This is a genomic window from Neptunomonas qingdaonensis (assembly GCF_900113275.1).
Lineage (GTDB): Bacteria > Pseudomonadota > Gammaproteobacteria > Pseudomonadales > Balneatricaceae > Neptunomonas > Neptunomonas qingdaonensis.
The window spans coordinates 1-24,187 of record NZ_FOOU01000020.1 but is presented as its reverse complement, the minus strand read 5'-3'; the positions used below and the strand labels follow the sequence as shown (position 1 = coordinate 24,187).

Sequence of the window (24,187 nt, the reverse complement as noted above, 5' to 3'; positions counted from 1 at the left end):
CGAAGCTATGAATTTGGTTCTTGGACGCGTCTGAGCACGTTATAATGACTTTTTGTATTCAGGAAAGTTTACCTAACATGCGTCTAGATAAGTATTTGTCCCAAACTACCGGCCTCTCCAGAAAAGACATTAAACGCCTGATACATAAAGATTTGGCCACCGTTAATGGTATCGCCACCCGCGATTCATCACTGCAAGTTTCAGAGGATGATGTTGTCACGTTTCAGGAAATGCGCATTGAGGCACCGCGTCCGCGCTATTTCATGATGAACAAGCCTTTTGGTTACGTCTGTTCCTCCGATGACCCTAACAATGCCACTGTGATGGGCCTGCTTATCGATGAGCCGCGACCCAACGACCTTCATCTGGCGGGCAGACTCGATCTAGATACCACCGGCTTACTCCTGATTACTGACGATGGCCAGTGGTCTCACAAAATCACCTCTCCCAAACATAAGCAAGGCAAACGCTACCTGCTGGAAACAGCTGACCCTATTGCAGAATCAACGGTAGAGCAGTTTGCCCAAGGCGTACAACTCTTGAATGAGAAGCACCTGACCAAACCCGCTGAACTTGAAATTATTGGCGTTGATGAAGCCTTTCTGACGTTAACCGAAGGCCGTTATCATCAGGTAAAGCGCATGTTTGCTGCAGTGGGAAATAAGGTTACCAAGTTACATCGCGATCGTATTGGCCACATTATTCTTGATGAGTCTCTGGCTCCCGGCGAGTATCGTGAGTTAACGGCTGACGAGATCAATTTAAGCAGATGAGTACAGATAAAGCCTTTGACCTGCTTTATTCAGAGTTTAAGCACGTGAGTGCAGCCGCGTTATGGATTGTAGATGAGAATATTTCTACACAAATCGTTCCGCCCGCCATCCCACTGATCAGCGCTATTTCAAACCGCCTGGATATTACTCAGGACTTACAGCGGCAAGGCTGGAACTGCAGTTTTAATGACTACTTGCTCGAAACCTTAGGCGAGCATCATTTCCAGTCCATTTTCTTACGTATTCCTAAAGAAAAAGCGCAAGCCCATTACATTATCAACCAGGCGCAGCGTTTACTCTCTGGCGGAGGTTCGCTGTATATCAGCGGCTCGAAACAAGAAGGCATCAAAGGCTTTATTCAACGTGCAGGTACACTGACAAACATTCCTACCCAAACCTGGAAAGCAGATAAACAAACATGGGCAGGAAAAATCACTTTTGACGGCCCTTCGCGTACGACTCTGGATGACAAGTCCTATCGCAGCCTGAGACAGGCTCCCAGCGACTCGCACTTCAGGTTTTGGAGTAAACCCGGTATTTTCGGCTGGGACAAAATTGATAAGGGAAGTGAACTACTAATACAGCATCTGGAAATGCTGGTTGCAGAGAACAACGATATTGATTCTGCTTTAGATATCGGCTGTGGCTACGGCTACCTTAGTCTTCATAGCGCCAGACTCCTCAACATTAGCATCACCGCAACGGATAACAATGCGGCGGCGGTTGCTGCCTGCCAGGCTAATTTGGATCACTATCAGTTACAGGGAAAAGCACTGGCGGATAATTGCGCCGATAATATTAACTCACGCTACCCGCTGGTTATCTGCAACCCACCCTTTCATTCAGGCTTTGGCGTTGAAAACGATCTGACAGATCGTTTTCTGCAAAGTGCTGCCACACATTTAACGAACAAAGGCATCGCCATTTTTGTAGTGAATCTGCATATCCCGCTGGAACGCAAAGCCAGTCGTTACTTTACGCACTGCGAAACGCCCATCATTACAGGCCACTTTAAATTAGTCCGGCTCTCTCAGCCAAAAATATAGTGCTTATCTGTTTTTTTAAGATAAACCTAGCGAGGATTTTTCCAACTAGGCGCAGGTGATATCAGGATCGGCACATAGCGAATGCAAAACAGAACAAACGCTACTAGCCAAATAACACCGGCACTTAAAATAAAGTGCTCATAAGCGACGCCATCTACCAGTACTGCCGCGACTCTGAGTAGTGCAGTAATACTAATGAGTACAAAAGCAATACTCATCATTTTTCCTGCTACCAATGCACGCTGGGTATGGCCAAGCGCAGCCCGGGAAGCAACACCAAGAATCATTCCTGCCATAGCGCCGACACCAATAGCATGCAGTCCTGCAGAAGCATTAACCAATGAGAATGCAGATAGCCCAAGCAACACAAGCCCCGCACCTAGCCACACAAAGCCAAGATGCAATACCCATAACAGAGGTTCAGCTAAAATCCTTTGCCCCTGCCAGCGACTGATCCGCGCCCATTGAGCGACACCCGCCAGACACAACAAGCCACCCGTTATGACATTGACCGGAACCAGCACCCACGAGATAGCAGCCACAATCAGGGATGCGCTGACAAACATGTCAAAGCGATTAAATAGCATCGGCAGCGGTTTGTCTGAGTCAGGTTCTTTCTGAACCAGATAATTACGTGTAAAGGAGGGGGTAATGCGTCCACCGATCAGTGCAATCATCAGACTAATTTGCATAATGACACCGCGTAGTGCCATCTCGCTATATTCAACGCCATAGCGATGACCGAGATGAAACAGCAGATTAAAAACGCTGAACAAGCCCAGCATCACTACGATTTTAAAGTTACGCTTGTTACCGCCAGCCATAATCTCACGACCAATGATGAAAACCAGCAAAACGCCATAAAGCAGATCCACGGCCGCTACAATACCGTAAGGTAACTGCGCAGAACTAAGCATCGCCAACCGCCCCAGTATCCAACACATCACTAATATGGCAAGCGGCATACCACTCACAGGCAAACGGTTGGTCCATTTAGAAACAGCGGCTAACAAAAAGCCACCGATAGCTGCACCCACAAGGCCGAACAACATCTCATGGCCATGCCACTGCGCCAGTGGCACCGCGATAGAACTCCCGTACCAGAATCCTTTCAGGATCGCTAACCACAACCCCATTAAAATAACACCCGCTGCTCCCACGCAAAGAAACAACAACCTGAAACCATTGCTCAGTAATGTTTCCCAACGCGAAGCCGGATATTTTTCAAACATCATAATAGCCATAATGAGCTCTCAATTCTTTAATATGTAATTATTATACATGTTATTTATCTTTCCATAAATAACTCATTAGAGGTAGATTCAAGTTAGTTACCGGCATAAAAAAACCCTCACAAGGAGGGTTTTTATATTAGGTCAGAATGGCTTAGCCTTCTACAGACTCATCCTGAACCAGATCTTTCATGGAAAGCTTAATACGACCACGCATATCAACTTCCAACACCTTAACTTTAATGATGTCGTCCATTTTTACGTAATCGGTTACTTTCTCAACACGCTTGTTGTCGATTTGAGAAATATGAACCAAGCCATCTTTGCCCGGCAGAATATTTACAAATGCACCGAACTCTTCTAAACGAACAACTTTACCTTCGTAGATTTTACCTACTTCAGCTTCAGCAGTAATTTCGAGTACTTTATCTGTTGCCGCTTTTGCCGCTGCTTTATCAGCTGCGTAAATACGTACAGTACCGTCATCTTCTATATCAATCATCGCGCCAGTTTCTTCGGTCAGAGCACGAATAGTCGCGCCACCTTTACCGATAACATCACGGATTTTCTCAGGATTGATTTTCAGTTGCGTCATCGCCGGAGCATTGTCTGGTAATTCAGGACGAGCATAACCAATTACTTTCGCCATCTCTTTCAAGATATGAGTACGTGCGTGAAGCGCTTGCTCCAGTGCCGTTTCCATAATCTCTTCGGTGATACCGGTGATTTTGATATCCATCTGCAGTGCAGTAATACCTTGCTCAGTACCCGCTACTTTAAAGTCCATATCACCAAGATGATCTTCGTCACCCAGGATGTCAGTCAAGACAGCAAACTTATCGCCTTCTTTAACCAGACCCATTGCAATACCAGCAACCGGCGCTTTCAAAGGAACACCAGCATCCATCATCGCCAGAGATGCGCCACAAACAGACGCCATCGAGCTAGAACCGTTAGATTCAGTAATTTCTGAAACGATACGGATGGTGTATGGGAACTCTTCCTGCGATGGCAGCATAGCCGCAACACCACGACGAGCCAGACGACCGTGACCAATTTCACGACGTCCTGTAGAACCGATACGCCCGGCTTCACCTACTGAATAAGGAGGGAAGTTATAGTGCAGCATGAACGGATCTTTGCGCTCGCCTTCCAGCGCATCAATAAACTGCTGATCGCGAGACGTACCCAGAGTACATGTCACGATAGACTGAGTTTCGCCACGGGTGAACAATGATGAACCGTGCGCACCTTTGAGAATATCAATTTCTACATTGATAGGACGGACCGTTTTAGTGTCACGTCCATCAATACGTGGAGCACCGTCTACAATGCGCTGACGTACAATCGTTTTTTCAACAGCACTGACAACGCCTGATACTTCTTTTTCAGAAGGCTGACCTTCCTCAGAACCGGCCAATTCAGCAACCGCTTTATTACGCAGATCATTGAGTGCGCCCTGGCGCTGCATTTTATCAGCTACCTGATATGCATCAGCAATACCCTGACCAACTAAAGCGTTAACTTGCCCAATCAGCGCTTCGTTTTTCACCGCTGGCTGCCAATCCCAAGCAGGCTTGCCCGCTTCGGCTTTCAGCTCGTTGATCGCGTTGATAACAACCTGCATCTCAGTGTGAGCAAACAACACTGCACCCAGCATCTCATCTTCAGTCAGTTCTTGCGCTTCTGATTCAACCATCAAAACAGCGTCAGACGTACCGGCAACAACCATGTTCAGTTCAGACGTCTCTAACTGCTCATAGCTCGGATTCAGGATATAACCTGTTTCTTCTGTAAAACCAACGCGTGCGCCACCAATCGGACCTACAAAAGGAATTCCAGAGATAGACAGAGCAGCAGACGTACCGATCATTGCAGCAATATCAGGATCGTTTGATTTATCTGCAGACATGACGGTACAGATAACCTGTACTTCATTCATGTAACCTTTAGGGAAAAGCGGACGAATAGGACGGTCAATCAGACGTGATGTTAGTGTTTCTTTCTCAGACGGACGTGCTTCACGTTTGAAAAAACCACCAGGAATCTTACCAACAGCATAAGTTTTTTCGATGTAATGAACAGACAGTGGGAAGAAGTCTTGTCCACCGCGTGCTTCTGTAGCGCCAACAACAGTACACAGAACCTGTATATCACCGATTGTAACCATGACTGCGCCAGTTGCCTGACGAGCAATACGACCCGTTTCTAACGTAACCTGCTGGCCACCAAATTCAAAAGTTTTTGTAATCGCTTGCACTAATATTACCTCTCGTAAAATAAACAAATGCCTGATCGAGAGAAATCGATTCCACACCATCTTAAGTGCCAGTACTCATTTGCACTCTGTCCTACCGATCGAGGGACTGAATACAAATGAGTACAGGCTGGTTGAAAACTTTCTCTATGAAACAGGCTAAATAAAACAAGGGCCATACTGTGTATGACCCTTGGAAAAAACTGACTTAGCGACGCAGACCTAAACGGCCGATCACTGTCAGGTAACGATCCGCATCGCTTTTTTTCAAGTAATCCAACAATTTACGACGCTGGTTTACCATGCGAATCAGACCACGACGTGAATGGTGGTCATGCTTATGAGTCTTGAAATGCCCTTGCAGAGCTTCGATGTTTGCAGTTAGCAAAGCAACCTGTACTTCTGAAGAACCTGTATCACCTTCGCTACGTGCGAAATCTGTTACGATCTGAGCTTTCTGTTCAGCTGTTAACATCTATCTAACTCCAGTCTAATATGCAGACAGCTTTTGCTGTCGGATTATAGGACACGGTGAACCGAGCATATTATCAGTTCATCGCCATTCACTGCTGGCAGTATGCTACCTGCAGCTAATCTTAAGAAGGCTGTTCGTTTGTAGACATTAAACGTCTTGAAACTAACCGGCCTTCTTCAGTTATCTCGCCAATACCAAGAAACTTCCCAGTATCTTTTGCTTGTATTCTTACAAGCGGCTGAGCGGGCATATTGAGGTCAATGACAATGCCATTTAGTACACGTGCACATTGCTCTGCTTCCAGCTCAATGACAGGTGAGTCCTCAATGGCTGACCACGGCGCTAATAATAGCGCATCTAAGCGCTTTTGTATGCTTTGCGGCGGTTCATCAGACCCGATTGGGGCGGCTATTTCCTGCAGTTGCTCCAATGTAATCATATCGGCGGCTTTATAAGGGCCTGAGTCCAGTCGGCGCAGTACTTTTACGTGGGCACCGCAGCCCAGCAACAGGCCTAAATCTTCGACAATCGAGCGGATATAAGTACCTTTAGTACAACGTATATCCAGGTCAACCTCATCACCTCGAAAGTCGAGAATTTCGATATGTAAAATTGTCACTTTTCTCGGCTTAACTTCGACTGTAACGCCTTGCCTGGCCAGCTTGTATAGCGGCTGACCATTATGTTTCAAAGCAGAAAACATCGAAGGCACCTGCTCAATTTCGCCGCTAAAGTGCTCTTCCAGCAACGATTGAATAAGCTCACGTGTTACGTGTGCTCCGACTTCCGCTGTTGCAACAACCGCCCCGTCTGCATCGCTGCTATCCGTTCTGATACCCAGCTTTGCGGTGGTTTGGTAGCGTTTATCGGCATTGAGAAGAAATTGTGAAAACTTAGTGGCTTCGCCAAACGTCAGTGGCAACATGCCTGTTGCTAATGGATCAAGCGCACCTGTATGCCCGGCTTTAGCCGCACCATAGATACGCTTCACCCCTTGCAGTACATAGTTGGAACTCACGCCCTGCGGTTTATCAAGCAGAAAAATGCCGTCCACTGGACGGCCTTTATGTCGCCGACCCACTACTTAATCCTCTTCTGAGTCATTCTTCTCACGAATCTCGCGAGAAGCTTTCTCAATAAGACTATGCAGGTGACGGCCTCGCTCGACACTTTTATCAAAGTGAAAACGCAGCTGAGGCATTGCACGCAACAAAATCTTGCTTGATAGCTCATGCCTTAAGAAACCAGCAGCATTACGCAACACCTCAAGAGAACACTTAACAGCGTCCTCCTGAGTCTGTTCTCCTATAGGGAAAACGGTGATATAAACATCAGCAAAGCCAAGGTCTTTAGCAACCTTAACGTGGCTGATTGTCACCATCCCCATACGAGGATCTTTGATCTCAAATTGAATCAGCTGAGCCAGATCTCGTTGCATCTGGTCAGCGATCCTTTGAGTACGACTAAATTCGCGTGCCATACTACTCCGTTACAATGTGCGTTGAACTTCAACAACCGAGAATACTTCGATCTGGTCGCCGACTTTCACGTCATTATAGTTTTTAACACCGATACCACATTCCATACCCTGGCGTACTTCACTCACCACATCTTTGAAGCGACGCAGCGATTCGAGCTCACCTTCGTAGACAACGACGTTATCACGCAGTACACGAATATTCTTATTACGGAATACAGTACCCTCTGTCACCATACAGCCAGCAACAAGGCCAAGCTTTGGTGAACGGAAGACATCACGAACTTCTGCAATACCTACGATCTCTTCACGGAACTCTGGTGATAACAAGCCTGTCATCGCCAGCTTCACATCATCAATGATGTTATAGATAACGCTGTAGTAACGAAGCTGTATGCCTTCACGAGTAATAATTGCTTTTGCCTGCGCATCAGCACGGACATTAAAGCCGACGACCAATGCCGAGGATGCTAACGCAAGGTTTGCTTCCGTTTCAGAAATACCACCGACACCACTGGAGACGATAACCACTTTAACTTCATCAGTGGAGAGATCTTCCAATGCACTAGTCAGCGCTTCCAAAGAGCCTCTTACATCTGCTTTAAGAACAATATTCAAGTTCTTGACATCACCGGCTTCCATGTCTGCAAACAGATTTTCAAGCTTAGAAGCATGCTGACGAGCCAGCTTGATATCGCGGTACTTGCCCTGACGGAACAAAGCGACTTCTCTTGCTTTTTTCTCGTTAGACACAACCGTGAATTCATCACCCGCTGCAGGTGTACCATCAAGCCCCTGAATTTCGACAGGAATAGCTGGACCCGCTTCTTCAACTGGCTTGCCATTCTCATCCAACATCGCTCGGATACGGCCATAATGCAGACCTGCCAGAACAATATCACCTTTTTTCAAGGTACCATTTTGCACAAGAAGCGTCGCAACCGGACCACGTCCTTTATCCAGACGGGACTCAACAACAACCCCCTGACCCGGTGCATTATTTACCGCTTTAAGTTCCAATACTTCAGCTTGAAGCAAGACCGCTTCTAGCAAGGCATCGATGCCTTCACCTGTTTTCGCAGAAACAGGAATGAACTGCACATCGCCACCCCAGTCTTCTGGAATAACATCACGCTGAGCCAGCTCGTTTTTAACACGATCAGGATCCGCGTCTTCTTTATCCATTTTGTTAACTGCAATAACCAAAGGTACGCCAGCCGCTTTCGCATGCTGCACGGCTTCTTCGGTCTGCGGCATTACGCCATCATCTGCCGCTACAACCAGAATAACAATATCTGTCAACTTGGCGCCACGTGCACGCATGGCTGTAAAAGCAGCGTGTCCAGGCGTATCAAGGAAAGTGATCATGCCATTATCGGTTTCTACATGGTACGCACCAATGTGCTGGGTAATACCACCCGACTCACCAGCAGCCACACGTGTGCGACGAATAGAGTCAAGTAACGATGTTTTACCATGGTCAACGTGGCCCATTACCGTCACGATAGGTGCGCGGCTATGCAATTCGCCTTGAGACTGCTGAATACTCTCCATCAACGCTTCTTCAATGGCATTTTCCGCCATCGGCTTAGCGACATGGCCCATCTCTTCAACAACTAGTACCGCTGTATCCTGGTCAATCATCTGATTAATGGTCGCCATAGCGCCCATTTTAAACATAACCTTGATCACTTCAGCGGCTTTAACTGACATTTTCTTAGCCAGCTCAGCAACGGTAATACTTTCAGGAACTTCAACCTCATGCACTTTGGGTGCCTGCGGCTCTGTAAAGCCATGCGCATTATCAAGCTGATGCGCGGTCTTTGGGCGATTACCTTTCATATTACTGCGTGACAATTTTCCGCCACGACGTGCGCCTTTAGACTCACCCGCTCCGCCACGGGAGTTACGCCCATGTGTTCCCTTACCAGGCTTTTTATCTTCACCACGGAACGACTTTTTCTTATCATCCTGAGCGGCAGGTGCTGCTTTCGGTGCCGGTTTAAAATCAGCTTTGGCTGCTGCCGTTTGCGGTGCAGGCTCAGCTTTTGTTACTGGCGCACTCGCTTTTGCAGCCTCAGCGGCTTTAGCATCAGCTTTCGCTTTTTCTTTCACTTGTGCTGCCTTAGCGACGGCTTCCGCCTGCTCCCGCAGCAGACGCTCTGCATCCAGACGTGCCGCTTCTTCAGCTGCAGCCTTGTCAGCATCCGTCGTATCGCCTTCTACATCCGTACGCTTCACATAAGTACGTGTTTTACGCACTTCGACATTAACCGTTTTTTTCTTACCTGACGCGCCAGCTACTTTTAACTGCGAAGTAGTAGAGCGCTTCAATGTAATCTTTTTAGGTGAAGTAACATTCTCGTCTTCTTCACCATGTGATCGTTTCAGATGGTTCAATAGTGCTTGTCTTTCGGACTCTGATACCAGAGACCCATCTTTTTTACCTGCGATTCCCGCTTCCTGCATTTGCGCTAATAAACGCTCAACGGGAACACCAACCACACCGGCAAGTTGTTTAACAGTGACTTCTGCCATATTGGTATATCTCCTCCGCTGAATTAGACTTCATCCGCAAACCATGGCGCACGCGCGGTCATGATCAACTCTGCAGCCTTTTCTTCGTTCATACCTTCAACATCAAGAAGTTCTTCAACAGATTGCTCTGCTAAATCTTCCATGGTAATCACGCCATTAGCCGCCAGCAGGAAAGCCAAATGGCGATCCATACCTTCCATTTCCAGCAGATCTGCTGCCGGTTCGGATTTCTCGAGCTTTTCTTCACTTGCTAGTGCGATATTCAGCAGTGCATCTTTTGCCCGAGTACGAAGCTCATTCACTAAATCTTCATCAAAGCCGTCAATTTCAAGCATCTCATCGACTGGCACATAAGCCACCTCTTCCAAGGTGGTAAATCCTTCTTCAACCAACACGGATGCAACATCTTCATCGATATCCAGATGCTTCATCAGTACTTCCATGACTGATCCAATTTCAGACTGCTGCTTCTCGGCAGCCGCCTCAACGGTCATGACATTTAATTCCCAGCCAGTCAGCTCCGAAGCCAAGCGAACATTTTGTCCACTACGGCCAATCGCCATTGCCAGTGATTCCTGAGCAACAGCAACATCCATTGAGTGCGTCTCTTCGTCAACAACAATAGAAGCTACTTCAGCAGGAGACATTGCATTGATCACTAGTTGTGCCGGATTATCATCCCAAAGGATAATATCTACACGTTCGCCACCGAGTTCATTAGATACCGCCTGAACACGCGCGCCACGCATACCAACACAAGCACCGACCGGATCGATACGGCCATCGTTGGTTTTCACAGCGATTTTCGCACGTGAACCCAGGTCTCTGGCTGCCGCTCTTATTTCAATGACTTCTTCTGAAATCTCAGGCACTTCAATCCTGAAAAGCTCAATCAGCATTTCAGGACAAGCGCGACTAAGTACCAATTGAGGACCGCGTCCTTCCGCACGGACTTCCGTGAGCACCGCTCTTACACGATCACCCATACGGAAAACTTCGCGTGGTAAAACGTTCTCACGCGGCAGCAGTGCTTCAGCATTATTGCCCAGATCAACAATAATATTATCGCGTGTTACTTTTTTTACACTCGCTGATATCAGCTCGCCTAATCTGTCACGATAAAGATCTACGACTTTAGCGCGCTCAGCTTCACGTACTTTTTGTACAATCACCTGTTTTGCCGTCTGAGCCGCAATACGGCCAAACGCAACAGATTCAATTTGTTCTTTGTAAATATCACCAGGCTGTAGCTTAGGATCAATCTCTTCAGCTTCTTGCATGGTTAATTCAGTGCCTAACAGAGGAACGTCGTCATTACTGACCACTTTCCAGCTACGGAAGGTTTCATAACCGCCGGTCACCCGGTCTATGATAACATTCACGTCCGCTTCTTCATCAAAACGTTTTTTAGTCGCCGTTGCCAATGCCAGCTCAATCGCTTCAAAAATAACGTCTTTTGGGACGTCTTTCTCATTCGATACTGCTTCTGCAACCAGTAGGATCTCTTTATTCATGCTACTGCCTCGCCAATACCCAAAAGTGCCGTTAAAACTGCGGAATAACCTGAGCCCGATCGATCAGATCAATCGGTAACAAAAACTCTTCGTCATCCACAACCAGCAAAATATCTTCACCTTCAATGCCATTTAATATCCCTTTAAAGTTTCGTCTTCCGTCAAAAGGTACACGTAAACGAATCTGAACTTTGCTTCCTGCAAAGGCACTGAACTGCTCCAATGTGAAAAGTGGTCTATCCATTCCAGGTGAAGAAACTTCTAACGTATAAACCCCGCTAATAGGGTCTTCTACATCGAGTATCCCACTGATTTGGTGACTCACTGCCGCGCAATCATCTACCGTCACGCCTTCTTCGCGCTCTATATAGATGCGCAGAGTACTGTGTTTACCCTGTGAGATATGATCTATTCCCCAAAGTTGACAGCCAAGTGACTCAACGATAGGTTTCAACATCTCTTGTAATAATTTCAGCTTCGCTGACACCCACTAAACCTCTAATTTACGTAACGCAGAAATAAAAAATGGGCCTTATAAGACCCATTTCTGCAAAATCAAAATGACCACACTTACGAAAAAGCCCCTAAAAAGGGGCCATTTCAAAAGATGGTAGCGGGGGCTGGATTTGAACCAACGACCTTCGGGTTATGAGCCCGACGAGCTACCATACTGCTCCACCCCGCATCAGAAACAGGCGCATATTATACATATGACAAGCCTATTTTGCAAACATATGGTGCCCAAGGCCGGACTCGAACCGGCACAGCCATAAGCCACTACCCCCTCAAGATAGCGTGTCTACCAATTCCACCACTTGGGCAAAACTCTTTACAATCTAATTAGCTTTTGGAACATCCGTTTCAACCGGAGCAGTAATTTTCGGCTCATCAAGAACCGGCAACTGAGACTGCACCTCTTTAACCGTTTCAACTGTAGGTATACCCACATCAGAAACTGATGCAGCCTGCTCCTTAGCATAGACAGCCAAAACAAAACTCGTAGTAAACAGTGCTGTTGCCAGCACTGCTGTCATACGACTTAAAAAATTCCCAGTACCCTGACTACCAAACACCGTCTGGGATGCGCCACTACCAAAAGCAGCACCCGCCTCAGCACCTTTACCCTGTTGCAATAACACCAGAGCAATAATACCAGCAGCAAGTACAACGTGAGCAGCAAGAACCAGAGTTTCCATATTACCTACCGTTTAAACAGCTTCTGCAGCCGCACTACAGATCGCTAAAAATTCATCAACCTTCAATGAAGCTCCTCCAACAAGACCACCATCAATATCTGGCTGTGAGAAAAGCTCCTTCGCATTAGCGGCATTTACACTGCCACCATACAATATCGAAATACTTTCCGATATTTGTTCACCAACCAATTCCGCTACCAAGCGACGGATAAGCCCGTGCACTTCCTGAGCCTGCAATGGCGATGCTGTTTTACCTGTACCTATTGCCCAGACAGGCTCGTAGGCAACAATAACACGCGCCACCTGCTCCGCTTGCAACAAGCTCAAACCAATTTTTACCTGACGAGCGATCACTTCAAAAAATCGGCCACTCTCTCTATCTTCAAGCGTTTCACCAACACACAAGATAGGCACAAGGTCATTTTCTATAGAAGCGACTACTTTCTTAGCAATCAGATCATCATCTTCAGAAAAAATGGCGCGTCTTTCTGAATGCCCTAGTATCACATATCGACAGTCAATATCAGACAACATAGACGGAGAAATCTCACCCGTATATGCACCTGAACTTTCAAAAAAAATATTTTGAGCGCCAACTTTAACTGTTTTTGCTTGCTGTCTTGCAGCATGCAAATACACAGACGGTGGAAAAACGATAACTTCCACGGACTCAGAAAATTCAACCTTATTCAGGCTAAACAACATATCATCAACAAATTGCTGATTGCCGTTCATTTTCCAGTTTCCAGCGACTATTAAGCCACGCATCGCCACCCTCCTTAAAAGAGGCGCAAATATTAACCGAGTTACTCTTGACTGACAAGCGCTTCCAGTGCTTTTCCTACCTCTTTTGCTAACTCTTCGCAGAGTTTTTGGATAAACGCTTTATCTTCGCCTTCCAACATCACTCTGACCAGAGGCTCGGTACCGGAAGGTCGCAATAAAACCCGACCCGTATCACCTAATTGAGCTTCTACATCTTTAACCGCTTGCTGTATGGCCTGCACGCCGCGAATATCAACTTTTGATGCCATCTTCACGTTGATCATAACCTGAGGCATTTTATGCATGCCCTTTTTCAGATCATGTAAGTTTTTTCCGGATTCTTTAATGGCCCGCAATACCTGCAAGGCTGAAATCGTTCCATCACCCGTCGATGTAAGGTGCCGGCAAACAACATGCCCCGAGCTTTCTCCACCTAACACCCAATCATTCTCTGCCAGTAAAGCCATGACATAGCGGTCACCGACATTTGCGCGCACGAAAGGGATACCCAGCCTGTTAAGGGATTGCTCCAAGCCAAAGTTACTCATCAACGTACCCACTACGCCACCCGACAACACTCCGCGCTCATACATACGTTCGGCAATAATAAATAACGCTTCATCGCCATCGACCACTTCTCCCAAATGATCGACCATCATCAAACGGTCTCCATCGCCATCAAGTGCGATTCCCAAGTCAGCCTTTTCTGCTACAACCACTTTTTGTAGCCGCTGTGGTGCCGTCGCGCCACATGCTTCATTGATATTCAAACCATCCGGAGAAGAAGCAACCTCGATAACTTCAGCTCCAAGCTCCGACAAAACTTCAGGAGTCACGTGATAAGTTGCACCATTGGCACAATCAAGCACGATTTTCATTCCCGCCAAACTAAAGCCAACCGGCACCGAAGATTTACAAAATTCGATATAACGTCCCGGAGCATCTTCAACCCGACGCGCTTTACCCAGACTTGCTGAATCAACCGTTGTCATCACCAGATCCATCTGCGCTTCTATTGCATGCTCTATTTCATCAGGGAGCTTTGTACCATCCGCGGAGAAGAATTTAATCCCATTATCTCCGTAAGCATTATGCGATGCAGAAATCACAATACCGGCGTTAGCTTGAAATGTACGCGTCAAATAGGCAATAGCAGGGGTTGGCATAGGACCGGTGAGTAATACATCAACACCCGCCGCTGACAGGCCAGCCTCTAAAGCAGACTCAAACATATAGCCGGAAATTCGTGTATCTTTGCCTATCAGAATTTTACTTCGACCACCACGGGCGAATACTTTACCTGCCGCCCAACCCAACTTGAGCATAAAATCCGGAGTGATTGGAAACTGCCCTACTCGTCCACGAATGCCGTCCGTACCAAAATACCTTTTACTCATCACTTTCTCCACTTTCACGCATGACTGCTTCAGTCATACGCACAACATCTACCGACTCCGCCACATCATGAACGCGAATAATCTTCGCCCCCTTCATGACCGCGATAGCCACCGTTGCCAGACTGCCTGATAAGCGCTGATCTACTTTGCGTTCCAACACCCCGGCAATCATACTTTTTCGTGAAGTCCCTGTTAAAAGTGGATAGCCCAAACTATCAAGCTGCTCCAACCGATTTAACAAGAACAAATTATGCTCCAGGGTCTTAGCAAATCCAAAACCAGGATCCAGTATTAAACGCTCTGCAGAGATCCCCACCTCAGCGCAGGCTTTTATCCGCGTATTAAAAAACGCAATCACCTCTTCGATGATATTATGATAGACAGGTGCATTCTGCATATCTTGTGGTGTGCCCTTCATATGCATAAGACAAATGGGCAATTGAGACTCAGCAGCCGCCTGCAATGCTCCAGGCAAGCAAAGCGCCCGGACATCATTGATCATACCAGCACCTAAATTGGCCGCCTCAGAGATCAGTTCCGGCTGGCTGGTGTCGACTGATATAACGACATCCAACTCTTTAGCTATCACCTCAACAACCGGCAACACGCGATCAAGCTCCTCCTGCAGAGAAACCTTAGCTGCGCCCGGGCGCGTTGATTCTCCACCAATATCAATAATGGATGCACCTTCTTTCAGCATAACGGCAGCGCGTGCCAATGCACTTTCAACGGATAGCTGATGGTGCCTGAAGTGCTTACCGCCATCAGAGAAGGAATCAGGTGTGGCATTCAATATACCCATGACCTGAACTCTCTGAAGATCCAGCGCTCCAGACCCACACTGTAGAATAGTCATAATTTTCGCCTGCATATAAAAAAACCGGATGTAATGCACATCCGGTTTTTTCAAATCACTGTTACTTAAACTATTTTTCCATCTTCGCCCGGTGCTTCCGGGTCATCCTCGTCAGACGGTTTAGGGGACTCGGATTCCTCAGCTTTTCCATCCGTCAAATCATCCTCTGAGGCCGGAGAATCATTAACATCCACCCAACCTTCCGGCGGCGTAACTTCACAGCGCGCCATCAACTCACCAATCTGGTCACTATTGATAGTTTCGTATTTCATTAGCGCTTGAGTCATGTTTTCCAGAATATCGCGATTCTCCTCAAGAAGAGTCGTTGCTTTCTGATAACACTCATCAATAATTTTACGTACTTCAGCATCAATACGACGTTGCGTATCTTCTGCAAATGGCTTAGCTGCCTGCCCATAACCTCGGCCAAACGGGTCACCCTCTTCCTCGTCATATAACAACGGACCTAACTCTTCAGACAGTCCCCATTTGGTGACCATATTACGTGCCATCCCGGTGGCACGCTGAATATCATTGGAGGCGCCGGTAGTAACTCCGTCCTTCCCCAGAGTCATCTCTTCAGCTATACGACCACCATACAATGAGCAGATGTTCGAAAGAATAGTGGAACGACTATAACTATAACGATCTTCCTCGGGAAGAAACATGGTTACGCCTAATGCGCGGCCACGAGGGATAATAGATACTTTATAAACAGGATCATGCTCAGGCAACAGTCGCCCTACAACAGCGTGTCCTGACTCATGGTAAGCTGTATTTAAACGCTCTTTATAAGACATCACCATAGATTTACGCTCAGCGCCCATCATGATTTTATCTTTAGCTTTTTCAAACTGCTCCATTCCGACCGTACGTCTACTGTCACGTGCGGCAAACAGTGCCGCCTCATTGACCAGGTTGGCAAGGTCAGCACCCGAGAAGCCAGGCGTTCCACGAGCGATTAGCTCTGGCTTAACATCATCACCCGTCGGTACTTTACGCATATGTACTTTAAGAATCTGCTCACGACCACGTATATCTGGCAGGCTGACATGAACCTGGCGGTCAAAACGACCTGGACGCAACAGCGCAGGATCTAACACATCCGGGCGGTTAGTAGCGGCAATAACAATAACGCCTTCAGTGCCTTCAAAACCATCCATCTCAACCAATAGCTGATTCAGGGTTTGCTCACGCTCATCATTTCCGCCGCCCATACCTACACCACGACTACGGCCGACAGCATCGATCTCATCGATAAAAATAATACAAGGCGCATGTTTCTTTGCCTGCTCAAACATGTCACGGACACGTGATGCCCCGACACCAACAAACATTTCTACAAAATCAGAACCCGATATAGAGAAAAATGGCACCTTGGCTTCGCCGGCAATGGCTTTAGCTAACAGTGTTTTACCTGTACCCGGACTACCCGCCATCAAAACGCCACGTGGTATATGCCCACCTAAACGCTGGAACTTTCCGGGATCACGCAGATACTCGACAAGCTCTGCAACTTCCTCTTTGGCTTCTTCGACACCCGCAACATCGTCAAAGGTTGTCTTAATCTGATCCTCACTCATCATCCGTGCTTTGGACTTACCGAAGGACATAGGGCCGCCTTTACCGCCGCCGCCTTGCATCTGTCGCATGAAAAACATAAAAATAGCGATAATGACCAATATCGGGAATGAGGCAACTAATAGCTGTGTCCAGATACTTTGCTGTTCTGGCTGCTTACCCTCAATTACCACTTTATGAGAAAGCAGATCATCAACCAACTTTGGATCTTGCAATGCAGGACGAATGGTTTGGAAACGCTCACCATTGCTGCGCTGGCCATAGATGGTATAACCATCGATCACTACTTTAGCCACCCGGTCAGACTGAACCTCCGTCACAAAATCCGAATAACTTAATCGACCCGGATCAGTTTCAGCATTGAAATTATTGAAGACTGTCAGCAAGACCGCCGCAATAACCAGCCACAGAACCAGATTTTTTGCCATATCGTTCAAAAGACAACCCTCAATTTAATACATCACAAAGCATCGGCTAAACTACATCAATTTAGCTACTTTGACTAATAAAACTCATTTAAAACCCAGTCCGATTATATAAACTTCACGAGACCTGGCACGGGAAGAATCAGGCTTACGTGTAACAACCCTATCAAAGTGTGCACGCACATCCATCAAATACTGGTCGAACCCTTCACCCTGAAATACTTTGGCAACAAAATTACCTTTTGGTTTCAGAACATCTTTTGCCATTTCCAACGCCAATTCAACTAAATACATAGCAGCAGGCTGATCAATAGAGTTCATACCACTCATATTGGGGGCCATATCGGAAATTACAAGGTCAGCAAGCTTACCATCCATCACTGCAAGAATTTCATTCAGAACCGACTCTTCAGTAAAGTCCCCCTGAACAAACTCAACACCGGCCAAGGAATCCATCGGAAGAATATCTGATGCCACTACTCGTCCGGTATCACCCACTAATTCAGCCGCGATTTGTGACCAACCACCAGGAGCCGCGCCAAGATCAACCACCGTCATGCCTTTTTTCATCAAGTGATCTTTCTCTTGTAGCTCCAGCAGTTTGAAACTGGCTCTGGAGCGATAACCACTCTCCTTAGCCTTTTTGACGTAATGATCGTCAAAATGTTCCTTTAACCACGCTTTACTAGTTTTTGATCTTGACACTAATTTTTCTCTGTAGTTTTACGCTGAGCTTGTCTCAGGTAGAATAAGCTTTTTACAATGTGGCGCCGCCACCCCAAATGAGATGTCTATTTTAGTATGAGCCTGACACCCGATCAAAAGAAACACTACCGCACAATTGGACACAGCTTAAATCCAATTGTGACCATCGCTGGCAAAGGGATGACAGAAAACATTCAATTGGAGGTTGACCGAGCACTTGAAGACCACGAACTCATTAAAGTGAAGTTCGTAGTTGGTGACAGAGATGTGAAAAAGCAATTGATTAAAGAGCTTTGCACAATCGTTGAAGCCACCATTATTCAGGAGATTGGCAATATTGCCTTAATCTACCGCCCGGCTCTGCAACCTAATCCCAAGCTTTCCAATTTGCTCCGTTAAAAAAAGCCGCCAAGAAGGCGGCTCTTTTTTTAAAGGTGCAACACCTCTTCGATCTCGTACTCAACGATACCATTCGGCGTCTGTATACCAGCAATATCTCCTTCTGACTTACCTATCAACCCACGGGCGATAGGTGAGTTGACAGATAATTTACCAATTTTTATATCAGCCTCATCATCACCAACGATCTGGTATCGCACACTCTCATCGGTCTCACAGTTAATAATGATTACCGTCGTTCCAAAAATAACTTTCCCGGAATGCGGAATAATAGTCACATCAATTACCTGAGACTGAGACAGCTTGCCTTCAAGTTCCTGAATACGTCCTTCAGTAAACCCCTGCTCTTCACGGGCCGCATGATATTCAGCATTTTCTTTTAGATCACCATGCTCACGCGCCTCAGCAATGGCTTGAATAATACGAGGACGATCAGCAGTTTTAAGACGAACCAGCTCTTCACGAAGTGCTTTCTCGCCAGAAACAGTCATAGGAACACGACTCATTTATTACTCCTCAATGTAAATCCTGTAAACGACGAACCACTTTTTCTTCACCGTATTCGAGCGCCATCGTTATGGCTTCTGCGCCGGCAAGCGTAGTGGTATAAGGAACTTTATGCTGCAGGGCACTACGACGAATTTCTGCCGAATCCGCCGTGGCCTTGCGACCTTCAGTCGTGTTTACAACATAAACAATTTCGTCATTCTTAATCATGTCAATAATGTTTGGCCGCCCCTCGGTCACTTTATTCACAACCGAAACGGTTAATCCATGCTCTTTCAAAAAAGCGGCAGTCCCACCCGTAGCAACCAAAGAAAAACCAAGATCTATCAATGACTTAGCGACAGATACCGAGCCTTCCTTATCAACATTACGAACCGAAATAAAAGCTTTACCTGGTTGCGGCATTTTCTCACCGGCACCAATGGTTGCCTTCATAAAGGCTTCACCAAAGGTTTCACCCGTGCCCATCACTTCGCCCGTAGATTTCATCTCTGGAGAAAGAATAGGATCAACACCCTGGAATTTATTAAACGGAAAGACCGCTTCTTTTACATGAAAATACGCCGGAATTATCTCTTCCGTGAAACCAATCTCAGCCAGCTTCTGACCGATCATGGCTAACGCGGCAACCTTAGCCAATGAAACACCGATACATTTAGAGACGAACGGCACTGTTCTTGAGGCACGTGGATTAACCTCAATCACATAGATCTCACCGTCCTGATAAGCAAGCTGAGTATTCATCAAACCAACGACACCTAATTCAAGCGCCATCTTTTTGACTTGCTCGCGCATCTCATCTTGTACATCAGCGGGCAGGTTGTATGGAGGGAACGAGCATGCAGAATCACCAGAGTGAACACCGGCTTGTTCTATATGCTGCATAATGGCGCCAATCACGACGGTTTCACCATCACTCACTGCATCAATATCAATTTCAATAGCAGCATTCAGGAAGTGGTCCAACAACACCGGTGCTTCATTAGAAACTTGCACCGCTTCCTTCATATAACGACGCAATTCGGTTTCACTATAGACAATTTCCATCGCCCGACCGCCCAACACATAAGAAGGACGAACAACTAAAGGATAACCAATTTTTTCTGCGGCTATAATCGCTTGCTCAAGAGAGCGCACGGTAGCATTCTCTGGCTGCTTCAGGCCAAGACGCTGTAACATTTGTTGAAACTGTTCGCGGTCTTCAGCACGATCAATGGATTCAGGTGATGTCCCGATAATCGGCACACCAGCCTGTTCCAGTGCTACTGCCAGTTTTAATGGTGTTTGACCACCAAACTGGACGATCACGCCTTTCGGCTTCTCGAGATGCACTATTTCTAACACATCTTCGAGTGTAATTGACTCAAAATATAAACGATCAGATGTATCGTAATCTGTTGAGACAGTTTCCGGATTACAGTTCACCATAATGGTTTCAAAACCCGCTTCGCGGGCAGCCAGCGCGGCATGCACACAGCAGTAATCAAACTCGATACCCTGGCCTATCCGATTAGGGCCGCCACCAATAACCATGATTTTTTCACGCTCAGATGGGGCTGCTTCACACTCTTCCTCATAGGTTGAGTACATATATGCAGTGTCTGTAGCAAACTCAGCGGCACAAGTATCAACACGCTTGTAGACAGGGCGGATATTTAAGCTATGCCGATGCTTGCGGAACTGTTTTTCGCTCACACCCAGCAAGGTAGCCAAACGCGCATCAGAGAAGCCCTTGCGCTTCAAACGATATACCTTATCTGCATCTAACTGCGACAAGGTCATATTAGCAACACGCTTCTCATCAAGAATTAAATCTTCGATTTGCGTCAGGAACCAGGGATCTATACCCGAAATTGCATACAGCTCTTCAACGCTCATACCTAGTCGAAAAGCATCGCCCACATACCAGATACGCTCAGCACCGGGCTGCTTCATCTCACGTACAATATCGGAACGCGCATCTTCACTGTTCAAATCAACGATCGGATCAAACCCGGTAGCGCCGACTTCCAAACCACGTAAAGCTTTTTGCAATGACTCTTGCAGCGTCCGCCCAATCGCCATGACCTCACCAACAGACTTCATCTGAGTAGTCAGACGGTCATTCGCTTGCGGGAATTTTTCAAAGGTAAAGCGAGGGATTTTAGTAACAACGTAGTCGATTGATGGCTCAAAAGAAGCAGGTGTAGCACCGCCGGTAATGTCGTTTTGCAGTTCGTCGAGTGTGTAGCCGATCGCCAGCTTCGCGGCCACTTTAGCAATAGGAAACCCAGTAGCTTTAGATGCCAGTGCGGATGAACGAGATACGCGCGGGTTCATCTCAATAACAACCATGCGCCCATCGACAGGGTTTACACCAAACTGCACGTTAGATCCGCCGGTTTCAACACCGATTTCACGTAACACAGCCAACGAGGCATCCCGCATTATTTGGTATTCTTTGTCGGTCAGCGTCTGCGCAGGTGCTACCGTAATAGAATCACCGGTATGCACACCCATGGCATCAAAGTTTTCGATAGCACAAACAATAATACAGTTATCGTTTTTGTCACGAACAACTTCCATCTCATATTCTTTCCAACCAATCAAAGACTCGTCTATCAAGAGCTCATTAGTCGGTGAAAGATCCAGGCCTCGCTCACATATTTCAACAAACTCTTCCGTGTTATAAGCAATACCACCACCGCTTCCACCCATCGTAAACGATGGACGGATAATGCAGGGAAAACCTAACTGGGCCTGAACCTGCTGCGCTTCTTCGAGGCTGTGTGCAATCGCTGCACGCGGGCATTCAAGACCAATTTTCTTCATCGCTTTATCAAAGCGAGAACGGTCCTCAGCCTTATCGATGGTATCGGCGTTAGCACCAATCATCTCTACGCCAAATTCAGCAAGAACACCTTCCCGCTCCAAATCAAGAGCACAGTTCAGTGCGGTTTGACCACCCATGGTTGGCAACAACGCATCTGGCCGTTCCTTTTCAATGATTTTCGCAACGGTTTTCCACGTTACTGGTTCGATGTAGGTGGCGTCAGCCATGGCTGGATCTGTCATGATGGTAGCAGGGTTCGAGTTAACCAGAATAACTCTGTAGCCCTCTTCACGCAGCGCTTTACACGCCTGCGCACCCGAGTAATCAAACTCACACGCCTGACCAATAATGATCGGGCCCGCGCCTAAAATCAGTATGCTTTTAATATCTGTGCGTTTTGGCATTGTATAAACCGGTCAAATCTATTTACTTAACTGATCAGTGTTTTTAATCAGGCGTATTTGCGAATTCTCATCTCTTTAATGAAGCGATCGAACAGAGGCGCTACATCGCGGGGTCCCGGGCTCGCTTCGGGATGCCCCTGGAAGCTGAACGCAGAACGATCCGTACGTTCGATACCTTGTAAAGAGTGATCGAACAAAGACTTATGAGTTGCCCGAATCGTACTTGGCAAACTGCTTTCATCAACAGAAAAACCATGATTTTGGCTGGTAATCATAACCTGCTTAGTATCTAAGTCTTGAACTGGATGGTTGGCACCATGATGACCAAACTTCATTTTTACAGTCTTGGCTCCTGAGGCGAGAGCTAACAGCTGATGCCCCAGGCAAATACCAAAAACAGGTACGGTAGTTTCGCAAATAGCCTTAATGGCGGTAATGGCATAATCACATGGCTCTGGATCACCCGGCCCGTTTGACAGGAAGACTCCATCAGGCGCCATATCTAATACATCAATGGCGGTGGTCTGTGCTGGCACGACTGTTACCCGACAACCTCGCTCCACTAACATCCGCAAAATATTGCGTTTGACACCAAAATCATAAGCGACGACATGGAAAGGCTGCTCACTTGGGTTACGCTCCGAATGACCGACACCTAGCTTCCATGTTGAAGAGTTCCACTCATATGCTTCAGACACACTCACTTCTTTAGCAAGATCCATACCTTTCAGACCAGGGAACGATTTTGCCTGGGCAAGCGCATCTTGTTCGTTAACTTCCCCAGCCATGATGCAGCCATTCAGGCAGCCTTTTTCCCGAAGAATACGCGTCAAGCGACGGGTGTCTATATCCGCAATACCTACAATATTATGATCTTTTAAATATTGGTCTAAAGAACGTTGATTTCTAAAATTGCTTGCCATCAGAGGTAAATCGCGAATAACCAAGCCAGACACCCAAGTGCCGGCTGATTCCTCATCCTCATCGTTTGTTCCAGTATTACCAATATGAGGATAAGTTAATGTTACGATCTGTCTGCAATAGGAGGGATCTGTCAGAATTTCTTGATAACCGGTCATGGATGTGTTGAATACAACTTCACCGCTAGATTGACCGTCCGCGCCAATAGCAATACCCCTGAATATACTACCGTCTTCAAGGGCCAGAATGGCTGGTCTTGTCAATTGAACCTCCCCGCGTGTGCTGCGAATGAACAGATAACTATACGACACCTGAAAAAAAACGAGGAACAACCTCGTTTTAAAACCGGAATTATTAGTGCTACCTTTGAACTACAGGTAAACGGCGGTATTTTAGACGATCCATGCATCTCTGTCCACGCTCCATCCACCTAGAATCGCTGATCACTACAAAACCTATTTGCTCAGACAACACAGACACAGCAACAATGGCTACGGCAGATCCACCTGATTGATTCTCAGTTTTAAATTTTATTCCTTACGGGCATAAAAAAACCCCGATCACAGCGTGATCGGGGTTTTTTTATTAGGTGCTTGGCAATGACCTACTCTCACATGGGGAAACCCCACACTACCATCGGCGCTAAAACGTTTCACTGCTGAGTTCGGGATGGGATCAGGTGGTTCCATTTCGCTATGGTCGCCAAGCGTAAACTGTCACAACGAGGATTTGATGAAGGTTTTCTGTTGGTATCTTTTGTGTTTGTCTGTGTTAACAAGCGCTAGTAACTTTATCTTTTACGGTGATGCCTACTTCATTCAGCGTCACAACATGCTTCCCACACGCCTTTGGCGTTATATGGTCAAGCCTCACGAGCAATTAGTACTGGTTAGCTCAACGCCTCGCA

General features: G+C 46.8%; 20 protein-coding genes, 2 tRNA genes and 1 rRNA gene. 3 read left to right on the top strand and 20 right to left on the bottom strand.

Annotation, left to right across the window (positions count from 1 at the left end):
- Window positions 1-77: 77 nt before the first annotated feature.
- Together rsuA and BM099_RS18930 are read left to right on the top strand one after the other, a co-directional pair.
- Complete coding sequence (rsuA, locus tag BM099_RS18935; RefSeq protein ID WP_090730625.1) at window positions 78-773, top strand: 16S rRNA pseudouridine(516) synthase RsuA; 696 nt, start codon at window positions 78-80, stop codon at window positions 771-773.
- Window positions 770-1,819: a class I SAM-dependent methyltransferase gene (locus BM099_RS18930; protein WP_090730622.1), complete on the top strand. Its 1,050-nt coding sequence runs from the start codon at window positions 770-772 to the stop codon at window positions 1,817-1,819. The genes rsuA and BM099_RS18930 overlap by 4 nt, the downstream gene beginning before the upstream one ends.
- 26 nt (window positions 1,820-1,845) lie before the next feature.
- Here the strand turns inward: BM099_RS18930 and BM099_RS18925 are convergent, their stop codons facing one another.
- The 16 genes from BM099_RS18925 to rlmE form a co-directional block, all read right to left on the bottom strand.
- Window positions 1,846-3,063: an NnrS family protein gene (locus BM099_RS18925; RefSeq protein ID WP_090730620.1), complete on the bottom strand. Its 1,218-nt coding sequence runs from the start codon at window positions 3,061-3,063 to the stop codon at window positions 1,846-1,848.
- A 142-nt stretch (window positions 3,064-3,205) separates the two neighbouring features.
- The gene (gene pnp, locus BM099_RS18920) at window positions 3,206-5,311 is read right to left on the bottom strand and encodes a polyribonucleotide nucleotidyltransferase (protein WP_090730618.1); all 2,106 of its coding nucleotides are present in this window, start codon (window positions 5,309-5,311) and stop codon (window positions 3,206-3,208) included.
- Window positions 5,312-5,516: 205 nt separating this feature from the next.
- On the bottom strand, window positions 5,517-5,783 hold the full coding sequence (gene rpsO / locus BM099_RS18915; RefSeq protein ID WP_090730616.1) for a 30S ribosomal protein S15: 267 nt from the start codon (window positions 5,781-5,783) through the stop codon (window positions 5,517-5,519).
- Window positions 5,784-5,904: 121 nt separating this feature from the next.
- A complete protein-coding gene (gene truB, locus BM099_RS18910; protein WP_090730614.1) occupies window positions 5,905-6,864 on the bottom strand; it encodes a tRNA pseudouridine(55) synthase TruB in 960 nt (319 codons plus the stop codon).
- A 3-nt stretch (window positions 6,865-6,867) separates the two neighbouring features.
- Complete coding sequence (gene rbfA, locus BM099_RS18905) at window positions 6,868-7,263, bottom strand: 30S ribosome-binding factor RbfA (protein ID WP_090730612.1); 396 nt, start codon at window positions 7,261-7,263, stop codon at window positions 6,868-6,870.
- Between the two features lie 9 nt (window positions 7,264-7,272).
- Window positions 7,273-9,798 carry a translation initiation factor IF-2 gene (infB, locus tag BM099_RS18900; RefSeq protein WP_090730610.1) on the bottom strand — a complete coding sequence of 842 codons (2,526 nt, stop codon included), beginning with the start codon at window positions 9,796-9,798 and terminating at the stop codon, window positions 7,273-7,275.
- A gap of 23 nt (window positions 9,799-9,821) precedes the next feature.
- Entirely contained in the window at window positions 9,822-11,312 is a 1,491-nt protein-coding gene (gene nusA, locus BM099_RS18895) for a transcription termination factor NusA (RefSeq protein ID WP_090730607.1), read from the bottom strand.
- 31 nt (window positions 11,313-11,343) lie between these two features.
- Window positions 11,344-11,799 carry a ribosome maturation factor RimP gene (rimP, locus tag BM099_RS18890; protein ID WP_090730605.1) on the bottom strand — a complete coding sequence of 152 codons (456 nt, stop codon included), beginning with the start codon at window positions 11,797-11,799 and terminating at the stop codon, window positions 11,344-11,346.
- Between the two features lie 121 nt (window positions 11,800-11,920).
- Window positions 11,921-11,997 (bottom strand) — tRNA-Met (locus BM099_RS18885).
- Between the two features lie 50 nt (window positions 11,998-12,047).
- Window positions 12,048-12,133, bottom strand: a tRNA-Leu gene (locus tag BM099_RS18880).
- A gap of 15 nt (window positions 12,134-12,148) precedes the next feature.
- Entirely contained in the window at window positions 12,149-12,508 is a 360-nt protein-coding gene (gene secG, locus BM099_RS18875) for a preprotein translocase subunit SecG (RefSeq protein WP_090730603.1), read from the bottom strand.
- A 12-nt stretch (window positions 12,509-12,520) separates the two neighbouring features.
- Complete coding sequence (tpiA, locus tag BM099_RS18870) at window positions 12,521-13,276, bottom strand: triose-phosphate isomerase (protein WP_090730601.1); 756 nt, start codon at window positions 13,274-13,276, stop codon at window positions 12,521-12,523.
- 38 nt (window positions 13,277-13,314) lie between these two features.
- A complete protein-coding gene (gene glmM / locus BM099_RS18865) occupies window positions 13,315-14,670 on the bottom strand; it encodes a phosphoglucosamine mutase (RefSeq protein WP_090730599.1) in 1,356 nt (451 codons plus the stop codon).
- Window positions 14,663-15,526, bottom strand: coding sequence for a dihydropteroate synthase (gene folP, locus BM099_RS18860; protein ID WP_090730597.1), 864 nt, complete (start codon window positions 15,524-15,526; stop codon window positions 14,663-14,665). The genes glmM and folP overlap by 8 nt, the downstream gene beginning before the upstream one ends.
- A gap of 65 nt (window positions 15,527-15,591) precedes the next feature.
- Window positions 15,592-17,535 carry an ATP-dependent zinc metalloprotease FtsH gene (gene ftsH, locus BM099_RS18855; RefSeq protein WP_177201236.1) on the bottom strand — a complete coding sequence of 648 codons (1,944 nt, stop codon included), beginning with the start codon at window positions 17,533-17,535 and terminating at the stop codon, window positions 15,592-15,594.
- Between the two features lie 84 nt (window positions 17,536-17,619).
- Window positions 17,620-18,237 carry a 23S rRNA (uridine(2552)-2'-O)-methyltransferase RlmE gene (gene rlmE / locus BM099_RS18850; protein ID WP_090730591.1) on the bottom strand — a complete coding sequence of 206 codons (618 nt, stop codon included), beginning with the start codon at window positions 18,235-18,237 and terminating at the stop codon, window positions 17,620-17,622.
- Between the two features lie 96 nt (window positions 18,238-18,333).
- Here rlmE and BM099_RS18845 point away from each other — a divergent pair, with 96 nt between their 5' ends.
- Entirely contained in the window at window positions 18,334-18,636 is a 303-nt protein-coding gene (locus BM099_RS18845) for a YhbY family RNA-binding protein (RefSeq protein ID WP_090730589.1), read from the top strand.
- A gap of 29 nt (window positions 18,637-18,665) precedes the next feature.
- On the opposite strand, the gene greA is transcribed toward BM099_RS18845, so the two are convergent.
- From greA to rrf, 4 genes are all read right to left on the bottom strand, one after another.
- The gene (gene greA / locus BM099_RS18840) at window positions 18,666-19,142 is read right to left on the bottom strand and encodes a transcription elongation factor GreA (RefSeq protein WP_090730587.1); all 477 of its coding nucleotides are present in this window, start codon (window positions 19,140-19,142) and stop codon (window positions 18,666-18,668) included.
- Window positions 19,143-19,152: 10 nt separating this feature from the next.
- Window positions 19,153-22,359, bottom strand: coding sequence for a carbamoyl-phosphate synthase large subunit (carB, locus tag BM099_RS18835; protein ID WP_090730585.1), 3,207 nt, complete (start codon window positions 22,357-22,359; stop codon window positions 19,153-19,155).
- A gap of 47 nt (window positions 22,360-22,406) precedes the next feature.
- Window positions 22,407-23,543: a glutamine-hydrolyzing carbamoyl-phosphate synthase small subunit gene (gene carA, locus BM099_RS18830; protein ID WP_177201234.1), complete on the bottom strand. Its 1,137-nt coding sequence runs from the start codon at window positions 23,541-23,543 to the stop codon at window positions 22,407-22,409.
- A 328-nt stretch (window positions 23,544-23,871) separates the two neighbouring features.
- Window positions 23,872-23,987: ribosomal RNA gene (gene rrf / locus BM099_RS18825) — 5S ribosomal RNA — on the bottom strand.
- Between the last annotated feature and the right edge of the window lie 200 nt (window positions 23,988-24,187).